Below are 26,805 nucleotides of genomic sequence, written 5' to 3'. Positions count from 1 at the left end.
AAGGTTCATCCTTCATAAGTTCTAAAGCTTCATTTCTTGGAAGTTCAAATCTTTCTATTTCAGGGTTTTCTTTAATTATTTTTTTCATTTCAGCTTCGATTTTAGCTAAATCTTCTGTTGAGAAGGCACCTTCTTTATCAAAATCATAATAAAAACCATTTTCTATTGCTGGTCCTATAGCGATTTTTGTATTTGGGAATAATCTTTTTACAGCATAAGCTAATACATGAGAAGCTGTATGTCTTAAAGCATCTTTTCCTTCTTGTGAGTCAAATGTGCAAAGTTCAAGCTCGCAATCTTCATTTATTGTTTGACGTAAGTCAACAACTTTTCCATCAATTTTAGCACAAAATGTGTTTCTAGCAAGACCTTCGCTAATATTTTTTGCTACTTCTAATACTGATACACCATTTTCAAATTCTTTAATTGATCCATCTTTTAAAGTGATTTTAACCATTTTAAAAAACTCCTTTCTGAAATTTATTTTAAACTTAAATTTAATTACTAAATAAAAAAACTTCGTCTCAAAATTTAGAGACGAAGTATAATATCCGTGGTTCCACTCTAGTTACTCTTAAAAATAAAGAGTCACTTTAATATGTCGTAACGTGACAATTACGGGCTGGATTAGAGCCACTCCGAGGTAGTCTTCAGCTAAGCTTATATAAAAACACTTACAGCTAATGTGTTTTCTCTCTTAATATAAGGGGTTAACTTACTCTTCTCATCAATGCGTTTAATATAAATTTATATAAAATAATTTATCTTAATTATAATCATACAATTTTAAGATGTCAATAAATGCTTTCACAAAGTTCTTCGATTTCTATATTTTGCAATAATTCTTCAGAATAATATGCTTTTCCCATCAATATAAAAATAATTTCCTCTTTTTTATAGCCTTCTTTGTATAATTTTAAGTCTTTTGTCAAACGCTTAATTATATTAGTTGATGCATTTAATATTATACAAAGTTCTTTAAATGAATAAAATCTTTTTGGTAATAGCTTGTATAATTTTTTTTGAAAATTAATTTTATAAAATATATCTGTTTTTAGACAATGATGGGGCCCTTTTTTTCCACGATGATGTTCAGGACATAGATACATATAATTTAGCTCTATATCAAATCCTCCCTCACTTCTATGAACTATATGGTGGATATCGGCTTTTTTATTGCATATTTCACAAAAATACAAATGATTAACCTCCTTAAAGTTTTATGTTATTTACAGAATATTAATATAAATATTTATAAAAATCAAGAATAGAAACAATAAAAAGTAGTATAATATACTATATAGGGTGTATTTTATAACATATACTTTATAGTATATTATATTGAGATTTATGAGGAAAGGTGATATTTATGAAGGATAATTACAATTCATTCAGTTTTTGGGGCAAAAATGTAAATGATTGCAATGCTGTGAGAGGGCATGCATTCACACATGAAATGCCTAATTCAAAGTCTGTATATATACATGCTTTGATTTTCTCAAATAAAAATGGGATAGAGAGTTTGTATTCATACTTCCCAAATTCCAGAGCCCTTTTAGGTTATCTCCAACATTCATTTATGCAAAAAGCCTTTTATAATTGGGCAAATGGTACAGAAAAATTAATTATGAAAGTACCAGTTTCACCAACAAAAGAATTAATTAATAACTTATATTCTAAAGGTAAAATCACAAAAAAAGAAAAAGAAATTATGAAAGAACAGTATGATGAATTAAGTTATATGTGGGATAAGCCAGAAGATGAAATTTTAAATGAACTTAAAACTTTTACAAGAAAGTTCAATAAAGCTTGGCTTGGAGATAACAGCAAATTTTTGTATATAAAAGTATTTAAAAGAGCTTCAGATTTAGCAGATTTTATAAAAGATTCAGTAATTATGACTGGAAAATGTGAAGAGTTTAAAAATACTATTGGAATTTCAACAGAAGATTTTGTTGAGATATCACATAAAATTTCTCATGATAAAGAAGCAGCTAATGTATTTAGAAAGGTAATACTAGATAAACTAACTGAGGTATTATAAATAAAAAAGTATAGGATAAAACTTAAATTTTATCCTATATTTTATTTGATTAAAGGTATAAATAGGGATTTATGAAAATAAAAATATATTGACATTAATGGTTAGTACTTGTTACAATAAATTAAAAATTAAATAAAGTCTTATCAAGAGTGGTGGAGGGACTGGCCCTGTGAAACCCAGCAACCTACTAAATAATATAGGGAAGACTATAATTTTTCAATGTAATTAATTTTGCATTGTAAATTTGTCATACGATAAATTATTTGGTGTGGTGCTAATTCCAGCAGTTAAATACTGATAGATAAGTGGTGTTTATATAGAGTTTATAAAGCTTCTGATTTCTATCAGAAGCTTTTTTTATTAAAATTAAAGGGGGATTTTAAAGTGAAAAATAATAAAACAGGTAGTGTATTGGCATTAATGCCATTATTAGTATTTATAGTTTCATATGTTTCAATATCTTTAATAGCAAAAGATTTTTATGCTGTATCTGTAATAATTCCATTTCTAATTGCAGCAGTTACGGCTTTGATTATGAATAATAAAATTAGTTTTGAGGAAAGATTACATATTTTTTGTAAGGGAGCAGGTAATCCTAATATAATTTTAATGATTTTAATATTTATATTAGCAGGAGCTTTTGCAAGTGTTGCGAAAGCTATGGGTGCAGTTGAATCAACAGTAAATTTAGGACTTTCTGTATTACCTCCAAATCTGTTAATTTCAGGTATATTTATAGTAGCTTGCTTTATAGCTCTTTCTGTAGGGACTTCAATGGGAACTATAGTTGCATTAGTACCAATAGCACTTGGTATATCTGAGAAAACTGGAATTGCGGTTGCTTTAGTGGTTGGCGCAGTAGTAAGTGGAGCTATGTTTGGGGACAATTTATCAATAATATCTGATACAACAATTGCAGCAACAAGAACTCAAGGTTGTGATATGAGAGATAAGTTTAGAATGAATTTTAAGATAGTTCTTCCAGCAGCTATAATTACAGCAATTATTTTTGCTTTTATAACAAGAGGAACACAAGGATTTAGTTTAGGAACTTATGAATATAGCATTATAAAAATAGTTCCTTATATAGGTGTTTTAGTAGCAGCTCTTTTAGGTGTTAATGTTATCTTTGTTTTATCATCAGGTATAATATTAGCCGGTGTTATAGGTATACTTACTTCAAGTTTTGATATAATTGGATTATTTCAAAATTTAGCTACTGGTATTAGTGGGATGAGCGAGCTTATAATAATTTCTTTATTAATATCAGGAATGATAGCTCTTATTGAATACAATGGTGGTATAGAGTATATACTTAACAAAGGAATGAAAAAATTCAAGACAAGAAGAGGAGCGGAGTTTGGAATAGCAGCTCTTACGAGTTTGGTTGATATATGTACAGCAAATAATACTATTGCAATAGTAACAGTTGGACCTATAGCTAAAAATATATCAGATGAATTTGACTTAGAGCCAAAGAGAATTGCAGGAATTATGGATATGTTTTCATGTGTATTCCAAGGAATAATCCCATATGGAGCACAACTTATATCAGCATCATCACTTGCTGGAGTATCTGCATTTCAGATAATGGGGTATTTATATTATCCATATCTTATGGGAATATCAGCTGTAATTGCAATATTTATATATTGGGCAAGAAATAAAGAAGCTAATATTGAAAAAGAAAATTTAAATTTTGTTGATAGTTTATAAATTATTTATATAAAAATATTTATAAAGAAAGAACACTATTTTAAAATAGTGTTCTTTTAATTATTTTAAAGTAACTAAGCATATACTTTGTGATGATATTCCAAGTCCCTCACCAGTAAAACCTAAACCTTCTTCAGTTGTAGCTTTTATATTAATCATATCAAAATCAATATTTAAAGCTTTGGCTATGTTTTTTCTCATTTCTTCTATATGTGGTGCCATTTTAGGTTTTTGAGCAATTATTGTTGAATCGATATTAGTTATTTCATACCCGTTTCTATCTAAAAGTTTCCCTACTTCTGATAATAATTTTATGCTAGAGATTCCTTTGTATTTTGGATCGTTATCTGGAAAATGTGTACCTATATCACCAAGAGCTGTTGCTCCAAGTAGAGAATCCATTATAGCATGAACTAATACATCTGCATCAGAATGCCCAAGTAATCCAAGTTCATAAGGAATATTTACTCCACCAAGTATTAAATCTCTATTTTCTACTAAACGGTGTACATCATAACCTAAGCCTATACGCATATATAATCACCTCTTTGATATTTCTTTTATAAGTTTAGCATAAAAGGATAGTATAAAGAAGTAAAGAAGTTTTATAATTTTTATGCTTAAAAAATATATAAATAATGTATTTTTAACATATATAAACCTTTTATCTTATAATATATTATAAAATATTATGATTATAATATAAATTTTTAAATTCATTTAAAATCAGAATGTATTTATGTATAATTAAGATAGAAAATGATAAAAAACTACAAAAAATATTTTTAAAAGGGGAGAATTGTAATTTGGATATATTTGATAAGAATAAATATAAATTCTCAACTACTCCAAATTTAGTAGAAATAAGTAATAATGTAAACGAACATAGAAAAGAAGAAATATTAAAATTTGAAGAAGAACTTTTTTCTTATAATATTTTAATTAAGGATTTATTTACTTATGTACCAAGTGAAAATGAATTAAATTTAATATTAAATATTGCTTTTTTTATAGTGGGGCAAGTTGAGATTTTAGAATATATAAATAGTCATAAAAAAATACCGTTTAATATGTTATCTAAAAAGGTAAAAAGACATAAGAAAAAATTAATGGAATGGAGCGATTATATAATAGCTTATACTATTATTTTTTCAAATCCTAATTATAAATATTTACAAGACTATTTATCAATTGAAGAAGTTAAAGAAGAAGATAAGAATAAAAATGTGGTTTCTCTTAAGGAAAGAAAAAATAGAAAGAATAAAAAAATAATAATTGAGAAGCTCATAATAGAAAAAAAAGATGGAAACGAAAATAAAGAAGAAATTATAGAAATAAATAATAATGAAAATAATAAAGAAGATAAAACAAAGACAGAAAGAGGAATAGTTTTAAAAATATTAAAAAATGGTGTTCTTATACTAACTAGTACAGGAAGGGTTTGTAAGGTTCATAAAGAAGATGGGATAAATATTGGAGAAGAAATTAATTCTGAACCAACAAAAAGAATGAGAGATTTTAAACCATTTATTATTGTTGCTTTAATATTTATTACGGTAGGGGCAGTATTTTTTACTTATAAATATAATACTGTAGATAGAACTATTCTTATAAATACTACATCTAAAGTTAAACTAGAGCTTAATTGTTTTAATAATGTGATAGAAGCGTATTCCCCAACAGATAAAGGTGAGAATATGATTAAAAATTTAGATTTAAATCATGCAAAGCTAGATAATACATTAGAAGGTATTTTAAAATATGCAAAAGAAAATGGTATGTTGCCAGAGAAAGGTGTTTTAATTACTGTAACAGGAGAACCTATAAAATATGGAGCATTAGAAAATACAAGAAGTTATGTAGTTAAAAATAAAATAGATTTAACTATAAACAATGTTGGAAATGAAAGAAGTTTATACAATCATCAAGCAAAAATAAAGGAAGATAAAAATGAAAATTAAAAAAACTAACAACAATAATAGTACAAGAAAAAATAATAATTTAAATAAAAATAAAAAGATTAGAAATAATGCTTCTATAAATAAATCTAAAAGAAAGAATACTATAAAAGAAAATACTAAAGATGTTATAAAACACTTAGATAGAAGTGAAGAAGTTCGACTAAACAAATATATAAGTGAAACGGGTATATGTTCAAGGAGAGAAGCGGATAAACTTATAGAACTTGGAAAAGTTACTGTTGATGGTAAAGTAGCAGAAATGGGACTTAAGGTTTCTAAAGGGCAGGTTGTTAGAGTTAATGGTAGAATAATTTCAAAAGAAGAAGAATTGGTTTATATAATATTAAATAAGCCAGTTGGAATAACATGTACTACTGAAAAAAAGGTAAAAGGAAATATTGTTGACTTTGTAAATCATAAAAAAAGAATCTTTCCAATAGGAAGGTTAGATAAAGATTCACAAGGATTAATAATGTTAACTAATGATGGTGATATAGTAAATAAAATATTGAGAGCTGGAAATAATCATGAAAAGGAATATATAGTAACTGTTGATAAACCTATAACTGATGAATTCATTCATAAAATGAGTAATGGTGTAAAAATACTTGGAACTATTACTAAAAAATGTTTTGTTAAAAAAGAAGGAGAGAAAACATTTAGAATTATTTTAACTCAAGGTATGAATAGACAGATAAGAAGAATGAGTGAAGCATTAGGATATAATGTTGTTAAGCTTAAAAGAATTAGGATTATGAATGTAAATTTAGATGATCTTAAAATTGGTGAATGGAGAGACTTAACTAAAAAAGAACTTCAAGGAATAAATAATTTAATACAAAAATCTAAGAAGACAAAAGAAGTAGATTTATAAATCTACTTCTTTTTATTATATATTTAAGTTTTATTAATAATAAAATATTTATATAAATTCAAAATATTACTAACATTGTCCACAAAAGGTTGTGGATAACTTGTGATAAAGTTGTTGATATAGCTGTAGATAATTTATTGAAATTTGAAGAATACTAATAAAAAGTTGAATTTTAAAGTATATTATGTAGAAAAAAGGAGTATTTATATGAGAAAACTAAGTATGATAAAGATTTCAATGCTAATATTCATAATTTTTTTTATCACAAACTTTGCACAGGGTATGTGGATAACTTGTTTTGGGTATACTAATAAGTTAAATAAAAATAAATTTATTATTGAAAAAAATATAAAAGAGAATAATAAGTGTATAGAAATTAATGTAAGTTATCCACAATTAGTTCCCAATTCGTTAAAGTTAATAAATAATGAAATAAAAGGATGGACTGATGATTGGATTAATGATGTAAAGGGAATATTGAATGATTATAAAAAGGCAGGATATATATGCAACATGCAATATCAATTAATTTCACAATTTTTTATAACTTTAGAGAAAGAGAGTTTAATGAGTTTCTATATAGATTATTATCAATTTACAGGAGGAGCACATGGCATAACAACTAGAAATGCATATACTGTAGATATTGAAAAGGGAGAAAAATTAAAAATAAAAGATTTATTTAAAGATGGATATGATTATAAGTTGTTTATAGACAAAGAAATTAATAGACAAATAGATTTGAATAAAGATAAATATTTTGAAGGTTCAGAAGGTTTTAATGGGATAAATGATGATGTTAAATTTTTTATAAGAGGAGATAATTTAGTTATATATTATGGACAATATGAAATAGCACCATATGCTTCAGGAATTCCAGAGTTTAATATACCTATACAAAAATTTGATGGTAACTTTATATATGATAAAATTAAATAAAGTAAAGAAATAGAGGTGAAATAGGATGGGGGAATTAGAGAAGGTTTTAATAAAGCAAAAGGAGTTTTATAGAAGCAAAAAAACTTTGGATATTGATTTTAGAATACATAATTTAAAAAAATTAAAATCAATCTTAAAAAATAATGAAGATAAAATATTAGAATCTTTGAAAAAGGATTTAAATAAATGTTATTTTGAAGGATATTCTACAGAGCTTGGCATAGTATATGAAGAAATAAATACTATGATAAAAGGGTTAAGGAAATGGAGTAGAAGGGAACGAAAAAGAAGTTCAATAGTATATTTTCCAAGCAAGGCATATGTTTATAAAGAACCTTATGGAGTTTCTTTAATAATAGGTCCTTTTAATTATCCATTTCAATTAACAATTGCTCCTTTAATAGGGTCAATTGCTGGTGGAAATTGTTCTGTTATAAAACCATCAGAAAGATCAAAGCATACATCAATACTTTTAGAAGAAATTATAAATAATAATTTTGATGAAGGATATATAAAAGTTGTTGCACCAGAAGTGGGAAAAGAAGCCGTATCAGAATTATTATCGCTTAGATTTGATTATATATTTTTTACTGGTAGTGTTACAGTTGGTAAAATTGTAATGGAAGCAGCGGCTAAAAATTTAACACCAGTAACATTAGAACTTGGTGGGAAAAGCCCATGTATTATAGATAAAGATGCAAATTTAAAATTAAGTGCAAAAAGAATAGTTTGGGGAAAACTTTTAAATGCAGGGCAAACTTGTGTAGCACCAGATTATTTATTTGTACATAAAGATATAAAAAATGAATTTTTAAAATTATTAGTTCATGAAATAAAAAAACAATATGGAGAAAATATAAAAAATAATGAAGAATATCCAAAGATAATAACAAAAGATGATGTCATTAGATTAACTTCATATTTAAATGAAGGTAATATATATTATGGTGGAAATTTTAATATAGAAGAGAGATTTATTGAACCTACCATATTGACTAATATTAATGAAAATAGCAAAGTAATGTCTAATGAAATATTTGGACCTATTTTTCCTATACTTGAATTTAATGATTTAAGTTATGTTATAGATTTTATAAATAATAGAGAAAAGCCATTATCACTTTATTATTTTTCAGAAGATAAAAATAAAATAAACTATGTAATTAAGAGTACAACATCTGGTGGTGCAACAATAAATGATACTGTAATACAAGTGGCGTCAACATATATTCCTTTTGGAGGAGTTGGTAATAGTGGTATTGGAGAGTATCATGGTAAAGCAAGTTTTGAAACTTTTACTCATAGAAAATCAGTAGTCCATAGAGGTACATTTATTGAATTACCATTTAGATTTGCACCATTTAAGAATAAATTAAAGCTTGTTAAGAAGTTAATGAAATAAAAAAAACTCCAACCTAAAATTGGTTGGAGTTTTTTTATATGGTAGCTTCTTTGCTATCTTCTTTAGAATCTTGTTTTGTAAAGGATTCTTTAAATACTTTAATACCTTGTATTATAACTGTAGGTAAGAAAGCTAAAAGATAAATAAGCCCTATTTGAGTTACATTAAGTGGAGCTATTTCAAATAACTTTTGTAGTGGTTTAACAAATAAAACTAAGTTTAGAAGAATAGCACCTGTTAAAAAAGCATATATGCTATATTTATTAGTAGTTAAACCAAGTTTAAATATTGAAGATTTACTACGACAGTTAAATCCATGAAATAATCTAGCCAAGCATAATGTAGAGAATGCCATTGTAGCACCAATAGCGGCACTAGATTCAAGTCCAATATGGAATGAAATTATAGTAAATATTGCTATAATTAAACCTTCTATTACTATGTCAGTAATAAAACTTTTATTTAATATGGATTCTTTACTATTTCTTGGTTTTTCTTTTAAAAGATCTTTAGTTGGGTTTTCTACACCAATTGCAATAGCTGGCAAACTATCTGTTAAAAGATTAATAAACAATAAATGAACTGGCATAAATGGTACAGGAAGTGCCATTATTGATGCATAAAGTACAGCTAGTATACCAGAAGTATTACCAGATAATAAGAACTTAATTGAGTTTTTTATGTTTGCATAAACATTTCTTCCGTTTGTAACAGCTTTAATTATAGTTGCAAAGTTATCATCAGTAAGTATCATAGATGCTGCATCTTTTGATACCTCAGTTCCAGTAATCCCCATTGCAATACCTATGTCAGCTTGTTTAAGTGCAGGAGCATCATTAACTCCATCACCAGTCATAGCTACTATATTACCTTTATTTTGCCAAGCATTAACTATTCTAATTTTATGCTCTGGTGAAACTCTAGCATAAACAGATATATGATCAAGTTTTCTTGATAATTCTTCATCATCCATTTTATCAAGTTCAAGTCCTGTTATAGCCATATCACCATCTTGTAATATACCAATTTGTTTTGCAATTGCAGAAGCAGTAATCTTATGATCTCCTGTAATCATAATTGGTTTTATACCAGCAGTTAAGCAGTCTTTTACAGCTTCGGCAGATTCTATTCTTGGAGGATCAATCATTGATATTAATCCTAAGAATGTATAGTTTTTTTCATCATCTAAAGTTAAATCGCGAACTTCAGGAAGTTCTCTGTAAGCAAAAGCTAAAACTCTTAATCCGTTTTGTGAAAGTTCCATATTAGTATCTATTATATTTTGCTTATCTTTTTCTGTAATAGGTTTTATTCCCTTAGAAGTTTTAATGGAAGTAATTCTATTTAAAAGTACATCGACAGCACCTTTAGTGAACATTATAGTATTACCACTAATCTCATGAACAGTACTCATAAGTTTCCTATCTGAATCAAAAGGTAATTCTTTTAACCTTTCAAATTCAGATCTTATATCAGTTTCTTTTAAGTTATATAAGTGAGCAAGATTTACTAAAGCAACTTCAGTTGGATCGCCTAGCTCTTGGCCATCTATACATGTTGAATCATTACACAAAATAGCACCATTTAAAAGATATTGTTCTACTTCATTTGATAAATCAAGTTTTTCAGAAGGAATAAGTTTTTCATCAACGTATATTTGTTTTGTAGTCATTTTATTTTGTGTTAAAGTACCAGTTTTATCTGAGCAGATAATTGAAACAGAACCTAAACCTTCAACAGCTTTAAGTGATTTAATTATTGCATTTTCTTTTGCCATTTTTTGAGTACCTATAGCTAGTACAATTGTTACTATTGAACTTAAAGCTTCTGGAATAGCAGCAACTGCAAGAGCGACAGCAAACATTAATGAATCAAGTATTGGTGTATTTCTATAAACGCTTAAACAAAATACTACTGCACAAATAATAAGTATTATTATTGCTAATTTTTTTGAAAAGTCATCTAAGCTAATTTGTAAAGGTGTTTTCTTTTCTTGAGTTTGTTCCATAAGTGTAGCAATTTTACCAAGTTCAGAATTCATTCCAGTGGCAGTAACAATTACTAAAGCACGTCCATAAGTAACTAATGAACTAGAGAAAACCATATTTTTTTGATCACCTAAAGCAAGCTCGTCCTTATTTATGCAATCAGAAGTTTTTGTAACACTTTCTGATTCACCAGTTAAGGCACTTTCATTAACTTGGAGTGAATAATTTTCAATAATTCTACCATCAGCAACAACTAAGTCCCCAGCTTCTAGTATTAAAATATCACCAGGAACTATATCTTTTGAAGGAATTTCAGTTTTAATTCCATTTCTAATTACCTTAGCAGTAGGAGCAGATAGAGCTTTTAAACTATTTAAGGATTGTTCAGCTTTAATGTGTTGAATAGTTCCAAGTATTGAGTTTAAAATAATAACTGCAAAGATTACTATAGTACTTTCAATATTACCAGTTGTCATGGATACTATACCTGCAATTATAAGAATTATTACAAGTAAGTCTTTAAATTGTTCAAAGAAAACTTGAATTGTACTTTTTTTCTTCTTTTCATTTAAAGCATTATAACCATATTTTTCTCTTTTAGCCTTAACTTCATTGTCAGTTAATCCTTCGGTTGTAGTACCAAAGTTTTTTAAAACTTCATTAGCTGGCTTGTTAAAAAATTGTTTCATAAAAATTTCTCCTTTCAAAATATAATATTTAATACAAAAAAAAGAGACTTTTAATATAAATCATAAGTTTATGATTTATATTAAAAGTCTCGTAACCACTAGGGTATATAACACCAGGTATAAATAATACCGCGTTTGTTGACGTTATATTTTAAACTACTCCCTTTTAAGACGCTTATTAATTTATTAACTTAAGGATAATACTTAAAACTTTAAAAGTCAACAATATAGAAAGAAGTTTCATTGTTAAATGTATGTAAAAATTAATATATAAATAAACTTATAATTTTAAATATATAAATAAAAATAAGTTATTTTTCGCTAGATTTAAGTTCTTTATTTAAGAAGTATGAAATAATAGTTCTAATAATAACTATTGAAGCCAATACTAATATATCTTGAATAGATGGATTTAATATTGATTCAATTATGTCTGCACATATTAAAATTTCAAGTCCTAATAAAATGTAAGTTCCTAAATAATTTTTAATTGTTGTAATTTTTTTTACTGTATCAAGTCTATCATTAGTTTTTAATTCTAATTTTACAAATGCAATAAAAGCTAGAATAACTCCCCATACAATAATAATTACTGAGCAGCTATTTAATATAAAAGTTAATATTTTTAATATTTCTTTAAGCAAAGAGTACCACCTCCTTTTAAAATAAATTATTAAAAAGTTATTTTATTATATTTTAATAATATTCTTAGATTTTTATTTTGATATTATTTATATTTTTAAAGTCATATGATTAAATTATTAGAATCATTACTTTTAAATTTAATTTTACTTTCTTCTTTTCTTCAGAAATTTTTTGTATAAGATATATATACAAAAAATAATAATTAATGCTATTATAATAAAACTATAGTCTTTAAGTATTCTACTAATAAGTTGTGTATTTTCTCCAAGAAAATATCCTATAACTATCAATAAAGTATTCCATAAAATTATTCCACCTAATGAATATAAAATAAAAGTTATAATATTAAATTTTAATGTTCCAACAACTAGCGATATATAAGTTCTTGTAAGTGGAACTAAACGAGTTAAAAATACAGATGATTTTTGATATTTTATTATAAAATGATTTATTTTACTTATACTTTTTCTTGAACTTGGAAATTTTCTTTGTAAAGATTCTATTATTAATGAACCACCAAAGTATCCTATAGCATAACAAGTGAGAGAACCTAATATTCCTCCAAGTACACTAACAAATATAGCACCAATTAATGAAATTTTTCCAGTAGCTGCAAGTAATCCTACAAAAGGAAGTAATACTTCACTTGGTAATGGAAGGCAAGCATATTCTAAAAATACTGCTATAAATACTCCCATATAACCGAAGTTACCTACTAAAGAAACAATAATATCTACAAAGTTATTTAAAAAATTCATAGCTAAATCCTCCATATATATATTATGAAAAGTATAGCCTTTATATGTTAAAAATATGTTTGATTAAAGTTAAATTTAAGTATTATAGCAATGAAAAAGTTTTATTGCACAAAGTAATAAAAAATAACATAGAATACACTATAGTATTACATGGAGTTGAAAAGGTGTGATATACGGGCTTATTTTAGCTGGTGGAAAGGGGAGTAGACTTTATCCGTTGTCAAGAACAGAGAATCCTAAGCAGTTTCTTAAAGTAATAAACGATAAAAGCTTCTTAGAAAATACTGTTGATAGAATAACTCCTCTAATAGAAAAAAATAATATTTACGTAGTTACAAATCAAGATTATAAAGAAAAGATAGCTGAAGAACTTAAATGTATAAAGAGAGAAAATATTATTACAGAACCTATGAATAAAGAAACTGCTACATGTATAGGACTTTCAGCAGTTAAATTATTAAAAAAAGATAGAGATGCAGTAATGATAGTTTTACCATCAGATCACTATATAGAAAATGAAAAAGAATATATAGAGACTCTTGCCCAAGCTGTTGAATTAGCAAATAGGAGAAGATGTATAGTAACCTTAGGGATATATCCAACAAGACCAGAAACTGGTTACGGATATATTGAAATGGGCAATAAAATTAATGGCAATAGACCAGCATATAAGGTAGCTAGATTTACTGAAAAACCTAATATGGAAGTTGCAAAGGATTTTATATATAAAGGAACTTATTTGTGGAATTCTGGAATGTTTATATTTAGGGCTGATGTAATACTAAGGGAAATAGAAAAATATCTTCCATTAATGCATAAGCCTTTAATGGAAATATATAAGTATATAGGAGAAGAAAATGAAGAAGAAGTAATAAAGGAACAATATAAGCTTATAGATGGTATATCCATAGATTTTGGAGTTATGCAAAAAACTAGAAAAGCTTATGTTATAAAGTGTGATTTTACATGGGATGATATAGGTAGTTTTAGTGCTTTAAGTAGATTTTTAGAGAAACAAAATAGTAATTCAGTATCTGAAAATGTATATTTAGAAGAATGTGAGAATTGTTCTGTATTTGGTAAAAAAAGCTTAATAATAGGATTAGGTGTAAAAGATATTGTGATAGTTGATGCAGGTGATGTATTGCTTGTTATGAATAGGGAAAAAGATCAGGAAATAAAACATCTTTTAAATAAACTTGAAGGCAAAAAAGATTATAAAAAGTATTTATAAAATATAAAAGAAGGTATAAAAGCCTTCTTTTATTTATGTAATTTAAAATGGATATAAAGTTTATAAATACATAATAAAAATGTTTTGAAAAATGATTATTTATATTATAAAATTATTTTACAATGTAATTTAATTACATAAAATTTTAAGGGTATGGGAGAAGAAAAGATGGGGAAATTATTTTTATTTGTATTCTTAGTAGGAATATTTATAGTAAACTTATTAATTAATATAAATAATGATTCAGTTTACTTAAACAAAAATATATAAGAGATGATAATTGTTTTTAGAGCGAAGATTCATATTTAACTCATTTGAATCTTCGTTTTTTGTTTTATAAATGTAAATTAATGAAAATTATAAACCAATAATTTGAAAAATATTTTCTTTAAGTGAAAATATTTTTTAAAAAACTATTGAAAAATATTAAGAAAATGATTACAATGTAAATATAAAAGAAAAAAATTTTCAGAAAAGGTGATTAGATGTTAGATGTAATTAAGGGGAAATTAATAGTATCTTGCCAGGCGTTAGTGGACGAGCCTTTACATAGTTCGTTTATTATGGGAAGAATGGCTAAGGCTGCAAAAGAAGGTGGGGCAGTAGGTATAAGAGCACAAGGAGTTAATGATATTAATGAAATAAAAAAGGTAACAGGGCTACCTGTTATTGGAATAATTAAAGTAAACTATAATGACTCAGATATTTATATAACGCCTACTAAAAAAGAAATCGATGATCTTCTTACCACTGAATGTGAAATGATAGCATTAGATGCAACAGGAAGAAGAAGACCAAATGATGAAAAACTTAAGGATTTAGTAGATTATATACATGAAAATAATAGATTAGCTATGGCAGATATATCAACATTAGAAGAAGGTGTAGAAGCAGAAAAACTTGGATTTGATTGTGTTTCAACAACACTTTCTGGATATACACCATATTCAACACAAAGTGATGAAGCAGACTTTGAATTATTAAAGAAGTTGGTAAAAACAGTAAAGATTCCTGTTATTTGTGAAGGGAAAATAAATACACCAGAAGATTTGAGACAAGCTTTTGATTTAGGAGCATACTCAGCTGTAGTTGGCGGTGCAATAACAAGACCGCAACAAATAACTAGAAGATTTACAAATGTTTTAAAATAAATAATTTTAAAAAGGTTTTATTGGGAGGTTTTATATTATGAAAGGTATTTATTCAGCTTTATTAGTTTCATTCGATAAGGAAGGAAATATAAATGAAAAGGGATTAAGAGAAATAATTAGACATAATATTGATGTATGTAAAATTGATGGTCTTTATGTTGGGGGAAGTACTGGTGAAAACTTTATGCTTTCAACTGATGAAAAGAAAAGAATATTTGAAATAGCTATGGATGAAGTGAAAGGACAAGTTAAATTAATTGCTCAGGTAGGTTCAGTTAATTTAAAGGAAGCAGTTGAACTTGCAAAATTTACAACTGACTTAGGATATGACGCAATATCAGCAGTTACACCATTCTATTATAAATTTGATTTCAAGGAAATTAAACATTATTATGAAACAATAATAAATTCAGTTGATAATAAACTTATTATATATTCAATACCATTTTTAACAGGTGTAAATATGTCAATAGATCAATTTGCAGAGCTTTTTGAAAATGAGAAGATAATAGGTGTTAAATTCACAGCAGCAGACTTCTATTTATTAGAGCGTATGAGAAAGGCATTCCCAGATAAATTAATTTTTGCAGGATTTGATGAGATGATGTTGCCAGCAACAGTATTAGGAGTTGATGGGGCTATAGGTTCAACATTTAATGTTAATGGAGTTCGTGCAAGACAAATTTTTGAAGCGGCACAAAAGGGTGATATAAAAACTGCATTAGAAGTTCAACATGTAACTAATGATTTAATTACAGATATATTAAATAATGGATTATATCAAACAATTAAATTAATTTTACAAGAGCAAGGTGTAGATGCAGGATATTGCAGACAACCAATGAAAGAAGCAACAGAAGAAATGATTGAAAAGGCAAAGGAAATAAATAAGAAATACTTTTAATTTTTAGTAATTAAAATAAAGCTTCATAACTTAACTAATTAATTAGTTAAGTTATGAAGTCAAAAAAGCAAAAGGGGAGAAAATGAGATGCAAGGTTTTACAAAGATTGACTTAGTTGTTTTAGTTGTTTATTTAGGACTTGTGTTATTTGCTGGATTAAAGTTTTCAAAGAAAGAAATGAAAGGAAAGGAATTCTTTAGAGGTGATGGAACAATTCCTTGGTGGGTTACTTCAGTTTCAATATTTGCAACTCTTTTAAGTCCAATTTCATTTTTATCTTTAGCAGGTAACTCTTATAAAGGTACATGGATAATGTGGTTTGCTCAATTAGGTATGTTTGTAGCTGTACCACTTACAATAAGATATTTCTTACCAGTTTATAGTAGATTAGATATTGATACAGCGTATGAATATTTAGAAATAAGATATAAAGATAAAGGTCTTAGAATTCTTGGTGCTATAATGTTTATTATTTATCAAGTTGGACGTATGGCAATAATTATGTATTTACCATCAATGGTTTTAGCTAATCTTACAGGAATAAACGTTAATGTACTTATCATTGCAATGGGTGTTATTGCAATAATTTATTCATACACAGGTGGATTAAAGTCAGTATTATGGACAGATTTTATTCAAGGTTGTGTACTTATAGCAGGTATTATATTTTCATTAATATTCTTAGTTTCAACAATTAACGGTGGTTTTGGAGCAGTTATGGGAGAATTAACTGAAGGTGGAAAATTCTTAGCTTCAAATGAACCAATATTCGATCCAAATATATTAAAGACAAGTGTATTCCTATTAATTGTTGGTGGAGGTTTAAATACTTTTTCATCATATATTTCAAGTCAAGATATAGTGCAAAGGTTTACAACAACTACTGATATAAAACAATTAAAGAAAATGACTTATGGAAACTTAATTTTATCATTAGTAGTAGCAACTATATTCTATTTAATTGGAACAGCATTATTTGTATTCTATAAACAAAATCCTGAATTATTACAAACAGCTCAACAAGATCAAATATTTGCTTCATATATAGCATATCAATTACCTGTTGGTATTACTGGTATTGTACTTGCAGCAATTTATGCAGCAGCTCAATCAACACTTTCAACTGGATTAAACTCAGTTGCAACAAGCTGGACTTTAGATATTCAAAAATATATATCAAAAGATATGTCAATGGAAAAACAAACAAAGCTTGCTCAATATATATCACTTGGTGTTGGTATAGCTTCAATAGGTATGTCAATTATGCTTGCAAATGGAGGAGTTAAATCAGCTTATGAATGGTTTAATGGATTTATGGGACTTGTACTTGGAGTTTTAGCAGGAATATTTGTATTAGGTATATTCTTTAGAAAAGCAACAAAAGCAGGAGCGTATGCTGGATTTATAGCATCAGCAGTAGCTGTTGTAGTATGTAAATACGGTGGATTTGATGTAAGTATATGGTCATATTCAATTATTTCAATTGGTGTATCTGTAATAGTTGGAATGATAGTATCATTAATGACTCAATCACAAGTTGTTGATGAAAAAACTCAAAGAGAAGCTACAGTTTACTATAAAGAAAAGGATAAAGAAGAAAAAAATAGAGAAGCAGCTTTATCATAAATTTAAATTTAATTTCTTTATATTTAGGAGGAAATGAAATGATATTCGGAAATTTAAAGGATATAGAAAGATATGGATTTTTAGAAAATCTTGTTAAGGAAGCACTATTACATGCTAAAGAGAATAATGTTATAAATTATGAGGCTGGTAGTCATGAAATTGATGGAAAAAAACTTTTCTTAAATAGAGTTAATTATACTACCAAAAATAAAGAAGAGAGATTTTGGGAAGGACATAAAAAATATATAGATGTTCATGTAGTGTTTGAGGGAAAAGAAAGAATAAATTTAAATTTTAAAGATAATTTAAGTTTTAAAAAGTATGTTGAAGAAGACGATTTCCTTGAATTTGAAGGAGATGAGAATTCTACAGTAGTTCTTGAAAAAGATGACTTTTTAATATGCTATCCAGAGGATATTCATATGACCTGTTTAAAAGCAGATGAAAAAGAAAGCAATGTTAAAAAGGCAATTTATAAGGTGATATTATAAGTTTAAATATTTAGGTCTTTATATACCCTGTAGCACGTTAAAGTGCTATAGGGTATTAAGCTATTTAAAATTAAAAGGAGAGAATGATATGAATAAGCCTTTAATTGATGTATTTTTTTTAATAGGACAAAGTAATGCTCTTGGAATGGGAGATACAAATTATGCAATAACTCCAAATGGTAAATGCTTTGAGTACATTGAAGTAGATGAAATTATACCAATGAGAAAATTTTTAGAGTTATCTAGGGGAAATGGAACTATTGCACAAAATTTTTCTGTTAAGTGGAATGAATTAACAGATAATTACGTATGTTTTATACATAGTGCTGTAGATGGTTCTATGATAAAAAACTGGGGACATGATAGATACAGTTATTTAATGAATGCATTAGATAAATATAAGGCTGGTATTGAAAAATTAAAAAAAATCTACACAATAAATAATCAAAGTGCTATTTGGATTCAAGGTGAAAGTGATGCTAAATATGGTGCAGATCCTTTATATTATAGAGAAAAATTAAAAGGATTAGTAAAAGATTTGGAGAATGTAGGTATTGAAAAAGTATTTTTAAGCCTTACAGGATATTGGGAAGGTGTTGATGATAAAAGAGTTCACAATATTGTAGCTACACAAATTATTACTGCAGAAGAATGTGAGGATTTAATTGTAGCATCAAACTTATCATTATCATTTAGAGAAAGAAATCTTTTAATTGATGAAGTACATTATTCACAAGAAGCTTTAAATGAACTTGGCGAAGAATTAGCTAATAATATTTATAAATATTATTATGGAGATAAAAAACTTAACTTTAAATATAAAATAGATTTAGAAAAAAATAAAAAATATATAAAAGAATTAATTAATTTATATGAGAATTTATAGAGGTGATTTTTATGAAGTTATTTGCCGGAATAGATATTGGAGGAACTAATATTAAATATGGAATTATAAATGAAAATGGTGATATATTAGAATCTTCAGAGAGACCAACAGAAGCTTATAAAGGTGGCATTAGTATAATAGATAAAGTCAAAGAGATAATTCATAGCTTTAAAGAAAGTTATAATATAGATGGTATATGTGTATCAACTGCAGGAATGGTATGCCCTAAAGAAGGTAAAATATTATATGCAGGACCTACTATTCCAAATTATATTGGAGTTGAAATTAAAAAAATCTTAGAAGAAGAATTTGAAATTCCTTGTACTGTTGAAAATGATGTTAACAGTGCTGCTCTTGGTGAACTTTGGCTTGGAGCTGGAAAAGGTAAAAAGTCAATGGTATGTATAACTGTTGGAACAGGAATTGGCGGTGCAGTTGTGTTAGATGGAAAAGTTGTTCATGGATTTACTAATTCAGCAGGAGAGATAGGATATATGATAGTTGATGGAGAAGAAATTCAAAAGGTTGCATCAACAACTGCGTTAGTAAATAGTGTAGCTAAGAAAAAAGGAATAGACTCTTCAAAATTAAATGGAAAAGAAATAGTTAAAGGTTATGAAAATGGTGATGCTATTTGTATTGAAGAAATAGAAAAAATTGCTGATATAATAGCACATGGAATATCTAATGTAGTATATTTATTTAATCCGGAGGTTGTAGTTTTAGGTGGAGGAATTATGGCTAGAGAAGATATTTTAAGACCTTTAATAGAAAATTCTTTAAAGAAATATTTAATAGAATCAGTCTATAAAAATACTAATATACAATTTGCTAAGCTTAAAAATACAGCGGGTATGGTGGGAGCAGTTTATAATTTTAAAAATTATGTATAAATAAGATGATATAAAGGAACTAAATATAATTATTTAGTTCCTTTATATAACTATACTCATATTCGATAATAAACTATAATAATTAATATATCTAATTATGATAATATTATTATGTAAAAAATTAATAAAATAAAATTGTGAATTTTATGTATATTATGTAATAATATTACTAATGGTGATATACTTGTTATAAGTGTTAAGTGAAATAAATATTAAAAGAGGTATATCAAATATGGGAATATTAAGTCAATTAGAAAATCCTAAATTTAGAGCGACAAAGTCAGATAAAGCACTAATTGAATATATAAAAACAGATTTAGATAATTTTATATATAAATCAATATCAGTAATAGCAAGTGAATCTAATGTTGGAGAAGCAACTATAACTAGATTTACAAAGAAAATGGGCTTTAGTGGATTTCAAGATTTTAAGGTTACTTTAGCTAAAGAGTTATCTGTAAAGAAAAATACTAGTGCTATAAGCTCACATGTTCATAAGGATGAAGGAGTTATAGAAACCGCAAATAAACTTTTAAAATCAACCATTGATATATTAGAAGGAACTACAGAAAAAATTAATTCAAATACGATAAATTTATGTAAGAATTTAATAATGAATTCTAAAAGAATTTATTTTGTAGGAATAGGATACTCAGGGGTTGTAGCTACAGATATAAATTATAAGTTTATGAGAATTGGATTTAATAGTACTCCTATAACAGATAGTCATACAATGGTTATAATGTCTTCAATTATGAATAGTGATGATGCAATAATAGCTGTATCTCATTCTGGAGTAACAAAGGAAATAGTTAAAACAGTTCAGCAAGCAAAGGAGAATGGGGTTAAAATAATTACATTAACAGAGGATACTGATAATCCTTTAAGAAGACTTGCAGATTATGAGCTTACTTATGTATCTGGTGAAACTATTCTTGAAACAGGATCAATATCATCAAAAATACCACAAATATTTTTGTTAGACTTAGTTTATACTGAAGTTATAAAAGAAATGTTTAATGAGGCTGTTGAAAGAAAGGTTAAAACAACAAATGCTATTGAAGTATATAATGATAGCATTTAATTAAAGATTTATAATTTTATTAAACTACTATAAATACTTTTTTAAGTAAAATAGTAGTTTTTTTATTTGAATAATTTCAATAATGTGGTAATATTTAAATTAAATGTATTAAATTCAAAAAACTTTAATTGAATTGTAATAATAAATTAGTAATATTAATATTACTTTTCTATACAATAAGTATGAGGGCTTTTTTGGAATGATATTATATTTATTAACATTAAGACCAAAATAATAATATATATTTTAATTAAGCTTTGTAGTAGCATATAAATAAATAATTTTTTTAAAGGAAGCGATGTTTAAATGATGATGAATAATCATAAAATGATAGCAGACTATATATTAGATAATATGAGAGAAGATAGATTACATTTAATAAATAGAAAGAGATTTATATGGGGAAATATAAAACCAGATTGTGCCTCAAGATATAAGTTTAAAAAACATTATTATGATGAAAGTATAGATATGATACTTGAGATGATTGATAGATTATCATCTCTTACAGTAACAGATATTATGAATGATAGTAGTGTTGGAAAGTTTAGTGGGGTTTTAGGGGTTGTATGTCACTTCTTAACTGATTATTATTGTTTACCTCATTATGAAAGATGGGAATTCAAAAATTCAATGAAACCTCATGTTTTATACGAAAGAGAACTTTCTAAGGTTTCTAAAAATTATGAAATAAATGTAATTAAAAATAATAGATTAAATAGAGGCAATGTAAAACAATTTATAGAAGAAACTTTAGAGCTATATAGATTTGAAGAAAGCTATGAAAATGACTTAAACTTTGCATATTATGTATGTACTAATGTAGTTAATATGATTATAGAATCCGTAGTAGCAAATGAGCAAAGAAGAGAATTAGCAATGTAAAATTAATATGGATATAGATTATATATGTGTAATATACATATACAGTCTATATCCTTTTTTAGTGACATAAACTTTTTTATGTAAGTATATTAATATAATTTATAAAAATGTTAATTATAAATTTAAAAATAATTCTTAGTAAAATGGTTGCATATTTGAAAATAAAATCATATAATGAACATATGAACAATCACTCATATATAAGGGGGAATTTTATGCAAGAAGTTTATATAGATAAATGTTCAGCTAATATAACACATCCAGACGGAATCGAATATGTAAGAGAGAGACTACCTAAGGAAGAAACTTTATATGATTTAGCAGAACTTTTTAAAGTTTTTGGAGATACAACAAGAATTAAAATAATATGTGCACTTTATGAAAGGGAGTTGTGTGTTTGTGATATAGCAACACTTTTAAATATGACTCAATCAGCAGTATCACATCAATTAAGAACTTTAAAAGCAGCAAGGCTTGTTAAGTTTAGGAGAGAAGGTAAATCAGTTTTTTATTCATTAGATGATGAGCATATTATGAGAATATTTAATGAAGGATTAAATCACGTTAATGAATAAAAGGAGGGATCATATATGGAAAGTAAAAGATTAAAATTATCTTTAAATGGCTTAGATTGTGCAAATTGTGCAGGTAAAATAGAAAGTATAGTAAGCGAATTTCCAGAAGTGAAAGAAGCAAGTTTAAACTTTTCATTTAAATTATTAATAGTAAAATATGATGAGAATTTTACTGAAAGTTATATGATAGATAAGATAAGAAAGGTTGTTAAAGATTTAGAACCGCATGTTGAAGTAGTTAAATATTCAATTAATCAATCTAATTCTAAGTTTAGAAATTCATCATCTATTTGTACTGATGCTTGTTGTACTACAGATAGCACTTATAGTGAACATCATCACAGTGATGAAATGAATAAAAGTGAACAAGAGGGTATACCTAAAAAAGAAGAAAATAAAATAATAGTTTTTTTAAAAGAAAATTTTAGGCTTATATTTGGTATAGTATTTTTTGTAATTGGAATGATATTTGATGAAAATATACCTTTACTTTTAATTTCATATATATTAGTAGGAAGTGAAGTTTTATTAAGTGCATTTAAAAATATTATAAGAGGTAAAATATTTGATGAAAACTTTCTAATGAGTATAGCAACAATAGGTGCTATAGCAATAGGGCAATATCCTGAAGGTGTCGCAGTTATGCTTTTTTATGAAATAGGAGAATTATTCCAAGGTTATGCTGTAAATAGATCAAGAAAATCTATATCAGAACTTATGGATATAAAAGCTGAATATGCTAATTTAGAAAGAGATAATAAAATTGTACAAGTATCACCAGAGGATGTGAGTATTGGAGATATTATAGTTATAAAACCTGGTGAAAGAGTTCCTCTTGATGGAATAATATTATCTGGAAAAACTTTAATAGATTCATCAGCACTTACAGGTGAATCAGTACCAATAAGCAAAACAAAAGGGGATGAACTTTTAGCAGGTTCTATAAATAATACTGGAACTATAAAAGTTAAAGTAACAAAGGTATTTGAAGATTCAACTGTAGCAAGAATATTAGAACTTGTTCAAAATGCAAGTAGTAAAAAAGCTTCAACAGAAAAGTTTATAACAAAATTTGCTAGGTATTATACTCCGATTGTAGTATTTTCTGCTGTAGCATTAGCTATAATACCACCATTATTAACAGGAGATAGTTTTGATGAATGGTTATATAGAGCATTAATATTTTTAGTTGTTTCTTGTCCTTGTGCGTTAGTTGTGTCAGTTCCTTTAGGATTATTTGCAGGAATAGGTGGAGCTTCAAAAAAAGGAATATTAATTAAAGGTGGAAATTATTTAGAAGCACTTAAAGATGTTGACACAGTTATATTTGATAAAACAGGTACTTTAACAAAAGGTGTATTTAAAGTAACAAAAATAAATAATATAGATATATCAAAATCTGATCTTTTAAAGTATGCAGCAACTTGTGAAAAATTTTCTAATCATCCAATAGCTAAATCAATTGTTGATGAGTATAAATTATCAAGTAATAGTGATATAGATGATAATGTAATTGAAAGACAAGAAGAAGTTTCAGGTAAAGGTGTAATAGTTAGAGCTTACAATAAAAATATACTAGTTGGTAATAAAAAGCTTATGAAATTAAATGGTATTGACGTTCCAGAGGTTAATGAAATAGGAACTATAGTATATGTTTCAATAGATAATGAATATAAAGGTAATATAATTATTTCAGATCAAATAAAAGATGATGCAAAGAGTGCTATAGATAATCTTAAATTAATTGGTGTAAATAAAATAGTTATGTTAACTGGAGATAGTAAAAAGGTTGCAGATAAAGTTTCAAATGAATTAGGAATAACAGAATATTATTCAGAATTATTACCAGATAATAAAGTTGAAAAAGTTGAAGAAATATTAAAGAGTAAAAAGACAGGAAAACTTGCATTTGTTGGAGATGGTATAAATGATGCCCCTGTACTTGCAAGAGCAGATGTTGGAGTAGCTATGGGAGGAATAGGTTCAGATGCTGCTATAGAAGCTGCAGATGTTGTTCTTATGAAAGATGAACCTTCAACATTAGTGGATTCAATTAAGATAGCAAGAAAGACTAATAAAATATTATGGCAAAATATAATATTTTCATTAGGTGTAAAAATATTAGTATTAGTACTTGCCACTCTTGGAGATGCAAATATGTGGGAAGCAGTATTTGCAGATGTAGGTGTAACATTAATTGCAGTATTAAATTCAATGAGAGCACTTAGATTATAAAATTTAAAAGTATTTAAAAGACTTTTAAAAATATATTTTGTTTAATATAAAATTAGCGTAAAGTTATGATATTTATATTGTAGTTTTACGCTAATTATTAATTTATATAAATATATTTTTTTGTAAATAATATTAAACACTTTGATTTATAAAATATTATGAATTATAATATGTGTTACGAAATTATAAATTACAAATATTATTAAAAATAAGAAATTATATTTTAGTATCTATATATAAATTATGCCTAAAAAATATTATATCCTATCTAATCCTTTAAATACAAGTAATTCCATTGACAAAGGTAGAAAAGAAAAGTATAATCTACTACGGTAAATCTTTCAGGCAAAACAAGATGGGTAGCATACAGGAATTTTTCCTGTTGTAGAGTTTAAAACTTTACATCTTATTCAAGCAAAGTTTATATATAAGATGGGCGTCTTATATATAAACTTTATTTTTTATAATAAAATTGGATTATTTTAATTAAATTATGGTAATATATATAATGATAGTTAAAAATTTAACTCTCAATTAAAGAGTTTTATATAATTATGTTTAATCAAATATAAAAATTAATAAGGAGATACGTATGGAAAAAAAGAAATCTATTTCTATGGCTGTGATTAAGAGACTGCCTAAATATCACAGATATTTAAATGAATTATTAAAAAATGATGTAGACAGAATATCTTCAAAGGAATTAGGAGAAAAAATAGGCTTTACAGCTTCTCAAATACGTCAAGATTTAAACTGTTTTGGTGATTTTGGACAACAAGGATATGGATATAATGTACGTGAATTAGCAAGTCAAATAAGTACTATATTGGGATTGGATAAAGAGTATAATGCAGTAATAATTGGAGCTGGTAATATAGGTCAAGCAATAGCCAACTATACTAGATTTAGTAAAATGAACTTTAAATTAAAGGCTATATTTGATGCTAATCCTAAATTACTTGGAATGAGAATAAGAGATGTTGAAATACAGGATATTGACAACTTAGAAGGGTTTTTAAAAGATAACAAAATAGACGTTGGAGTAATATGTGTACCTAAAATTAATGCACAAAGAGTTTGTGATACTTTAGTCGAAGGTGATGTAAAAGGAATATGGAATTTTGCACCTGTAGATTTAATTGTTCCAGAAAATATAACTGTTGAAAATGTACATTTAAGTGAAAGTTTATTAACTTTAATATATTTATTACATGATAAGAATAATAAATAATAGCTTTAAAGCTAGATAAAATAAGAGGTTTTGAGGAATTGTAAAAAAATACACAAAATTTTAGAATGATATTGCAAAAAATTTAACAAAGTATTATAATTGTAATTGAAGTTGAGAGACTTCAATTATTTTTTAGTTAGATTTGTTAATATTATAACAAACAATTGAAAAATAATTACAAAATTTCAAGTTTTTAATGTTTGATAAAGTGAAAATTAGAAAAATATTCAAATAATGTATATTAATTGGGTTGTGAAAAAAGGGAGGCTTTATTAATGGAATTAAAGAATGTAATTCTTCAAAAAGAAGGAAATTTAGCTATCGTAACTATAAACAGACCAAAAGCATTAAATGCTTTAAATTCAGAAACATTAAAAGATATTAATACAGTTGTTGAAGATTTAGAAAAGGATAACAACATAACTTGTGTTATATTAACTGGATCTGGAGAAAAATCTTTTGTTGCGGGTGCTGATATTTCAGAAATGAAAGATTTAAACGAAGAACAAGGAAAAGAATTTGGTATTTTAGGTAACAAAGTATTTAGAAGATTAGAAAAATTAGACAAGCCAGTTATAGCTGCTATCTCAGGAT

The 26,805-nt window shown here is 26.3% G+C and carries 25 protein-coding genes, 1 riboswitch and 1 other annotated feature; of the genes, 19 read left to right on the top strand and 6 right to left on the bottom strand.

The genetic code is table 11. The features are described from left to right. The coding region (locus Q4E08_RS07565) for a TGS domain-containing protein (protein WP_303129854.1) at positions 1-457 on the bottom strand (457 nt) is incomplete at its 3' end. Between the two features lie 73 nt (positions 458-530). After that, positions 531-740: a binding site (T-box leader), on the bottom strand. 54 nt (positions 741-794) lie between these two features. Beyond that, the gene (locus Q4E08_RS07560; protein WP_303129853.1) at positions 795-1,199 is read right to left on the bottom strand and encodes an HNH endonuclease signature motif containing protein; all 405 of its coding nucleotides are present in this window, start codon (positions 1,197-1,199) and stop codon (positions 795-797) included. A gap of 170 nt (positions 1,200-1,369) precedes the next feature. On the opposite strand from Q4E08_RS07560, the gene Q4E08_RS07555 reads away from it, so the two are divergent. Both Q4E08_RS07555 and Q4E08_RS07550 read left to right on the top strand, forming a co-directional pair. Further along, positions 1,370-2,044: a hypothetical protein gene (locus Q4E08_RS07555; RefSeq protein ID WP_303129851.1), complete on the top strand. Its 675-nt coding sequence runs from the start codon at positions 1,370-1,372 to the stop codon at positions 2,042-2,044. Between the two features lie 137 nt (positions 2,045-2,181). Then, positions 2,182-2,352: riboswitch (SAM riboswitch) on the top strand. Between the two features lie 76 nt (positions 2,353-2,428). Then, a complete protein-coding gene (locus tag Q4E08_RS07550; protein WP_303129849.1) occupies positions 2,429-3,760 on the top strand; it encodes a Na+/H+ antiporter NhaC family protein in 1,332 nt (443 codons plus the stop codon). A gap of 60 nt (positions 3,761-3,820) precedes the next feature. Here the strand turns inward: Q4E08_RS07550 and ispF are convergent, their stop codons facing one another. Next, positions 3,821-4,294: a 2-C-methyl-D-erythritol 2,4-cyclodiphosphate synthase gene (gene ispF / locus Q4E08_RS07545; protein WP_303129848.1), complete on the bottom strand. Its 474-nt coding sequence runs from the start codon at positions 4,292-4,294 to the stop codon at positions 3,821-3,823. Between the two features lie 272 nt (positions 4,295-4,566). On the opposite strand from ispF, the gene Q4E08_RS07540 reads away from it, so the two are divergent. The 4 genes from Q4E08_RS07540 (at position 4,567) to Q4E08_RS07525 (ending at position 8,936) form a co-directional block, all read left to right on the top strand. Continuing rightward, complete coding sequence (locus Q4E08_RS07540) at positions 4,567-5,721, top strand: anti-sigma factor domain-containing protein (protein WP_303129845.1); 1,155 nt, start codon at positions 4,567-4,569, stop codon at positions 5,719-5,721. Further along, positions 5,711-6,595 (top strand): 23S rRNA pseudouridine(2604) synthase RluF, encoded by an 885-nt coding sequence (gene rluF / locus Q4E08_RS07535; protein WP_303129843.1) that lies wholly within the window; start codon positions 5,711-5,713, stop codon positions 6,593-6,595. Before Q4E08_RS07540 ends, rluF begins: the two co-directional genes overlap by 11 nt. Positions 6,596-6,802: 207 nt before the next feature. Continuing rightward, a complete protein-coding gene (locus Q4E08_RS07530) occupies positions 6,803-7,534 on the top strand; it encodes a DUF3298 and DUF4163 domain-containing protein (protein ID WP_303129841.1) in 732 nt (243 codons plus the stop codon). Between the two features lie 25 nt (positions 7,535-7,559). Further along, positions 7,560-8,936 carry an aldehyde dehydrogenase gene (locus Q4E08_RS07525; protein WP_303129838.1) on the top strand — a complete coding sequence of 459 codons (1,377 nt, stop codon included), beginning with the start codon at positions 7,560-7,562 and terminating at the stop codon, positions 8,934-8,936. 34 nt (positions 8,937-8,970) lie between these two features. Here the strand turns inward: Q4E08_RS07525 and Q4E08_RS07520 are convergent, their stop codons facing one another. The 3 genes from Q4E08_RS07520 to Q4E08_RS07510 form a co-directional block, all read right to left on the bottom strand. Continuing rightward, positions 8,971-11,613 (bottom strand): cation-translocating P-type ATPase, encoded by a 2,643-nt coding sequence (locus Q4E08_RS07520; RefSeq protein ID WP_303129836.1) that lies wholly within the window; start codon positions 11,611-11,613, stop codon positions 8,971-8,973. A gap of 311 nt (positions 11,614-11,924) precedes the next feature. Then, positions 11,925-12,257, bottom strand: coding sequence for a DUF1622 domain-containing protein (locus Q4E08_RS07515; protein ID WP_303129834.1), 333 nt, complete (start codon positions 12,255-12,257; stop codon positions 11,925-11,927). Between the two features lie 144 nt (positions 12,258-12,401). Beyond that, a complete protein-coding gene (locus Q4E08_RS07510; RefSeq protein ID WP_303129829.1) occupies positions 12,402-13,016 on the bottom strand; it encodes a DedA family protein in 615 nt (204 codons plus the stop codon). 166 nt (positions 13,017-13,182) lie between these two features. On the opposite strand from Q4E08_RS07510, the gene Q4E08_RS07505 reads away from it, so the two are divergent. The 13 genes from Q4E08_RS07505 to Q4E08_RS07445 form a co-directional block, all read left to right on the top strand. Next, positions 13,183-14,250, top strand: a complete 1,068-nt coding sequence (locus tag Q4E08_RS07505) for a mannose-1-phosphate guanylyltransferase (RefSeq protein WP_303129828.1) — start codon at positions 13,183-13,185, stop codon at positions 14,248-14,250. A gap of 485 nt (positions 14,251-14,735) precedes the next feature. Next, the gene (locus tag Q4E08_RS07500) at positions 14,736-15,401 is read left to right on the top strand and encodes an N-acetylmannosamine-6-phosphate 2-epimerase (protein ID WP_303129826.1); all 666 of its coding nucleotides are present in this window, start codon (positions 14,736-14,738) and stop codon (positions 15,399-15,401) included. A gap of 37 nt (positions 15,402-15,438) precedes the next feature. Beyond that, positions 15,439-16,305: an N-acetylneuraminate lyase gene (locus Q4E08_RS07495; RefSeq protein WP_303129824.1), complete on the top strand. Its 867-nt coding sequence runs from the start codon at positions 15,439-15,441 to the stop codon at positions 16,303-16,305. An 87-nt stretch (positions 16,306-16,392) separates the two neighbouring features. Next, positions 16,393-17,931, top strand: coding sequence for a sodium:solute symporter (locus tag Q4E08_RS07490; RefSeq protein WP_303129822.1), 1,539 nt, complete (start codon positions 16,393-16,395; stop codon positions 17,929-17,931). 38 nt (positions 17,932-17,969) lie between these two features. Further along, positions 17,970-18,422, top strand: a complete 453-nt coding sequence (locus tag Q4E08_RS07485; protein ID WP_303129820.1) for a YhcH/YjgK/YiaL family protein — start codon at positions 17,970-17,972, stop codon at positions 18,420-18,422. Between the two features lie 88 nt (positions 18,423-18,510). After that, positions 18,511-19,308 (top strand): sialate O-acetylesterase, encoded by a 798-nt coding sequence (locus tag Q4E08_RS07480; RefSeq protein WP_303129818.1) that lies wholly within the window; start codon positions 18,511-18,513, stop codon positions 19,306-19,308. A gap of 11 nt (positions 19,309-19,319) precedes the next feature. After that, positions 19,320-20,201, top strand: coding sequence for an ROK family protein (locus Q4E08_RS07475; RefSeq protein ID WP_303129815.1), 882 nt, complete (start codon positions 19,320-19,322; stop codon positions 20,199-20,201). Positions 20,202-20,433: 232 nt separating this feature from the next. Then, on the top strand, positions 20,434-21,285 hold the full coding sequence (locus tag Q4E08_RS07470; protein ID WP_303129814.1) for a MurR/RpiR family transcriptional regulator: 852 nt from the start codon (positions 20,434-20,436) through the stop codon (positions 21,283-21,285). 306 nt (positions 21,286-21,591) lie between these two features. Further along, the gene (locus tag Q4E08_RS07465) at positions 21,592-22,170 is read left to right on the top strand and encodes a zinc dependent phospholipase C family protein (RefSeq protein ID WP_303129812.1); all 579 of its coding nucleotides are present in this window, start codon (positions 21,592-21,594) and stop codon (positions 22,168-22,170) included. A gap of 215 nt (positions 22,171-22,385) precedes the next feature. After that, positions 22,386-22,745 carry a metalloregulator ArsR/SmtB family transcription factor gene (locus Q4E08_RS07460; RefSeq protein ID WP_303129810.1) on the top strand — a complete coding sequence of 120 codons (360 nt, stop codon included), beginning with the start codon at positions 22,386-22,388 and terminating at the stop codon, positions 22,743-22,745. Between the two features lie 15 nt (positions 22,746-22,760). Next, positions 22,761-24,980 (top strand): heavy metal translocating P-type ATPase, encoded by a 2,220-nt coding sequence (locus Q4E08_RS07455; protein WP_303129809.1) that lies wholly within the window; start codon positions 22,761-22,763, stop codon positions 24,978-24,980. A 592-nt stretch (positions 24,981-25,572) separates the two neighbouring features. Continuing rightward, positions 25,573-26,211, top strand: coding sequence for a redox-sensing transcriptional repressor Rex (locus Q4E08_RS07450; protein WP_303129807.1), 639 nt, complete (start codon positions 25,573-25,575; stop codon positions 26,209-26,211). Positions 26,212-26,486: 275 nt separating this feature from the next. Then, the coding region (locus Q4E08_RS07445; protein ID WP_303129805.1) for an enoyl-CoA hydratase-related protein at positions 26,487-26,805 on the top strand (319 nt) is incomplete at its 3' end.

This window comes from Clostridium sp., assembly GCF_030532265.1.
Taxonomy (GTDB): domain Bacteria; phylum Bacillota; class Clostridia; order Clostridiales; family Clostridiaceae; genus Clostridium.
Note: the sequence above shows the minus strand (reverse complement) of the source record. Positions and strands in the feature narration are given on the sequence as shown.

Coding starts and splice junctions, on each gene's coding strand:
- Q4E08_RS07555 (WP_303129851.1), top strand. CDS start 1,370: ATGAAGGATAATTACAATTCATTCAGTTTTTGGGGCAAAAATGTAAAT.
- ispF (WP_303129848.1), bottom strand. CDS start 4,294: ATGCGTATAGGCTTAGGTTATGATGTACACCGTTTAGTAGAAAATAGA.
- rluF (WP_303129843.1), top strand. CDS start 5,711: ATGAAAATTAAAAAAACTAACAACAATAATAGTACAAGAAAAAATAAT.
- Q4E08_RS07530 (WP_303129841.1), top strand. CDS start 6,803: ATGAGAAAACTAAGTATGATAAAGATTTCAATGCTAATATTCATAATT.
- Q4E08_RS07525 (WP_303129838.1), top strand. CDS start 7,560: ATGGGGGAATTAGAGAAGGTTTTAATAAAGCAAAAGGAGTTTTATAGA.
- Q4E08_RS07520 (WP_303129836.1), bottom strand. CDS start 11,613: ATGAAACAATTTTTTAACAAGCCAGCTAATGAAGTTTTAAAAAACTTT.
- Q4E08_RS07510 (WP_303129829.1), bottom strand. CDS start 13,016: ATGAATTTTTTAAATAACTTTGTAGATATTATTGTTTCTTTAGTAGGT.
- Q4E08_RS07500 (WP_303129826.1), top strand. CDS start 14,736: ATGTTAGATGTAATTAAGGGGAAATTAATAGTATCTTGCCAGGCGTTA.
- Q4E08_RS07495 (WP_303129824.1), top strand. CDS start 15,439: ATGAAAGGTATTTATTCAGCTTTATTAGTTTCATTCGATAAGGAAGGA.
- Q4E08_RS07490 (WP_303129822.1), top strand. CDS start 16,393: ATGCAAGGTTTTACAAAGATTGACTTAGTTGTTTTAGTTGTTTATTTA.
- Q4E08_RS07485 (WP_303129820.1), top strand. CDS start 17,970: ATGATATTCGGAAATTTAAAGGATATAGAAAGATATGGATTTTTAGAA.
- Q4E08_RS07480 (WP_303129818.1), top strand. CDS start 18,511: ATGAATAAGCCTTTAATTGATGTATTTTTTTTAATAGGACAAAGTAAT.
- Q4E08_RS07475 (WP_303129815.1), top strand. CDS start 19,320: ATGAAGTTATTTGCCGGAATAGATATTGGAGGAACTAATATTAAATAT.
- Q4E08_RS07470 (WP_303129814.1), top strand. CDS start 20,434: ATGGGAATATTAAGTCAATTAGAAAATCCTAAATTTAGAGCGACAAAG.
- Q4E08_RS07465 (WP_303129812.1), top strand. CDS start 21,592: ATGATGATGAATAATCATAAAATGATAGCAGACTATATATTAGATAAT.
- Q4E08_RS07460 (WP_303129810.1), top strand. CDS start 22,386: ATGCAAGAAGTTTATATAGATAAATGTTCAGCTAATATAACACATCCA.
- Q4E08_RS07455 (WP_303129809.1), top strand. CDS start 22,761: ATGGAAAGTAAAAGATTAAAATTATCTTTAAATGGCTTAGATTGTGCA.
- Q4E08_RS07450 (WP_303129807.1), top strand. CDS start 25,573: ATGGAAAAAAAGAAATCTATTTCTATGGCTGTGATTAAGAGACTGCCT.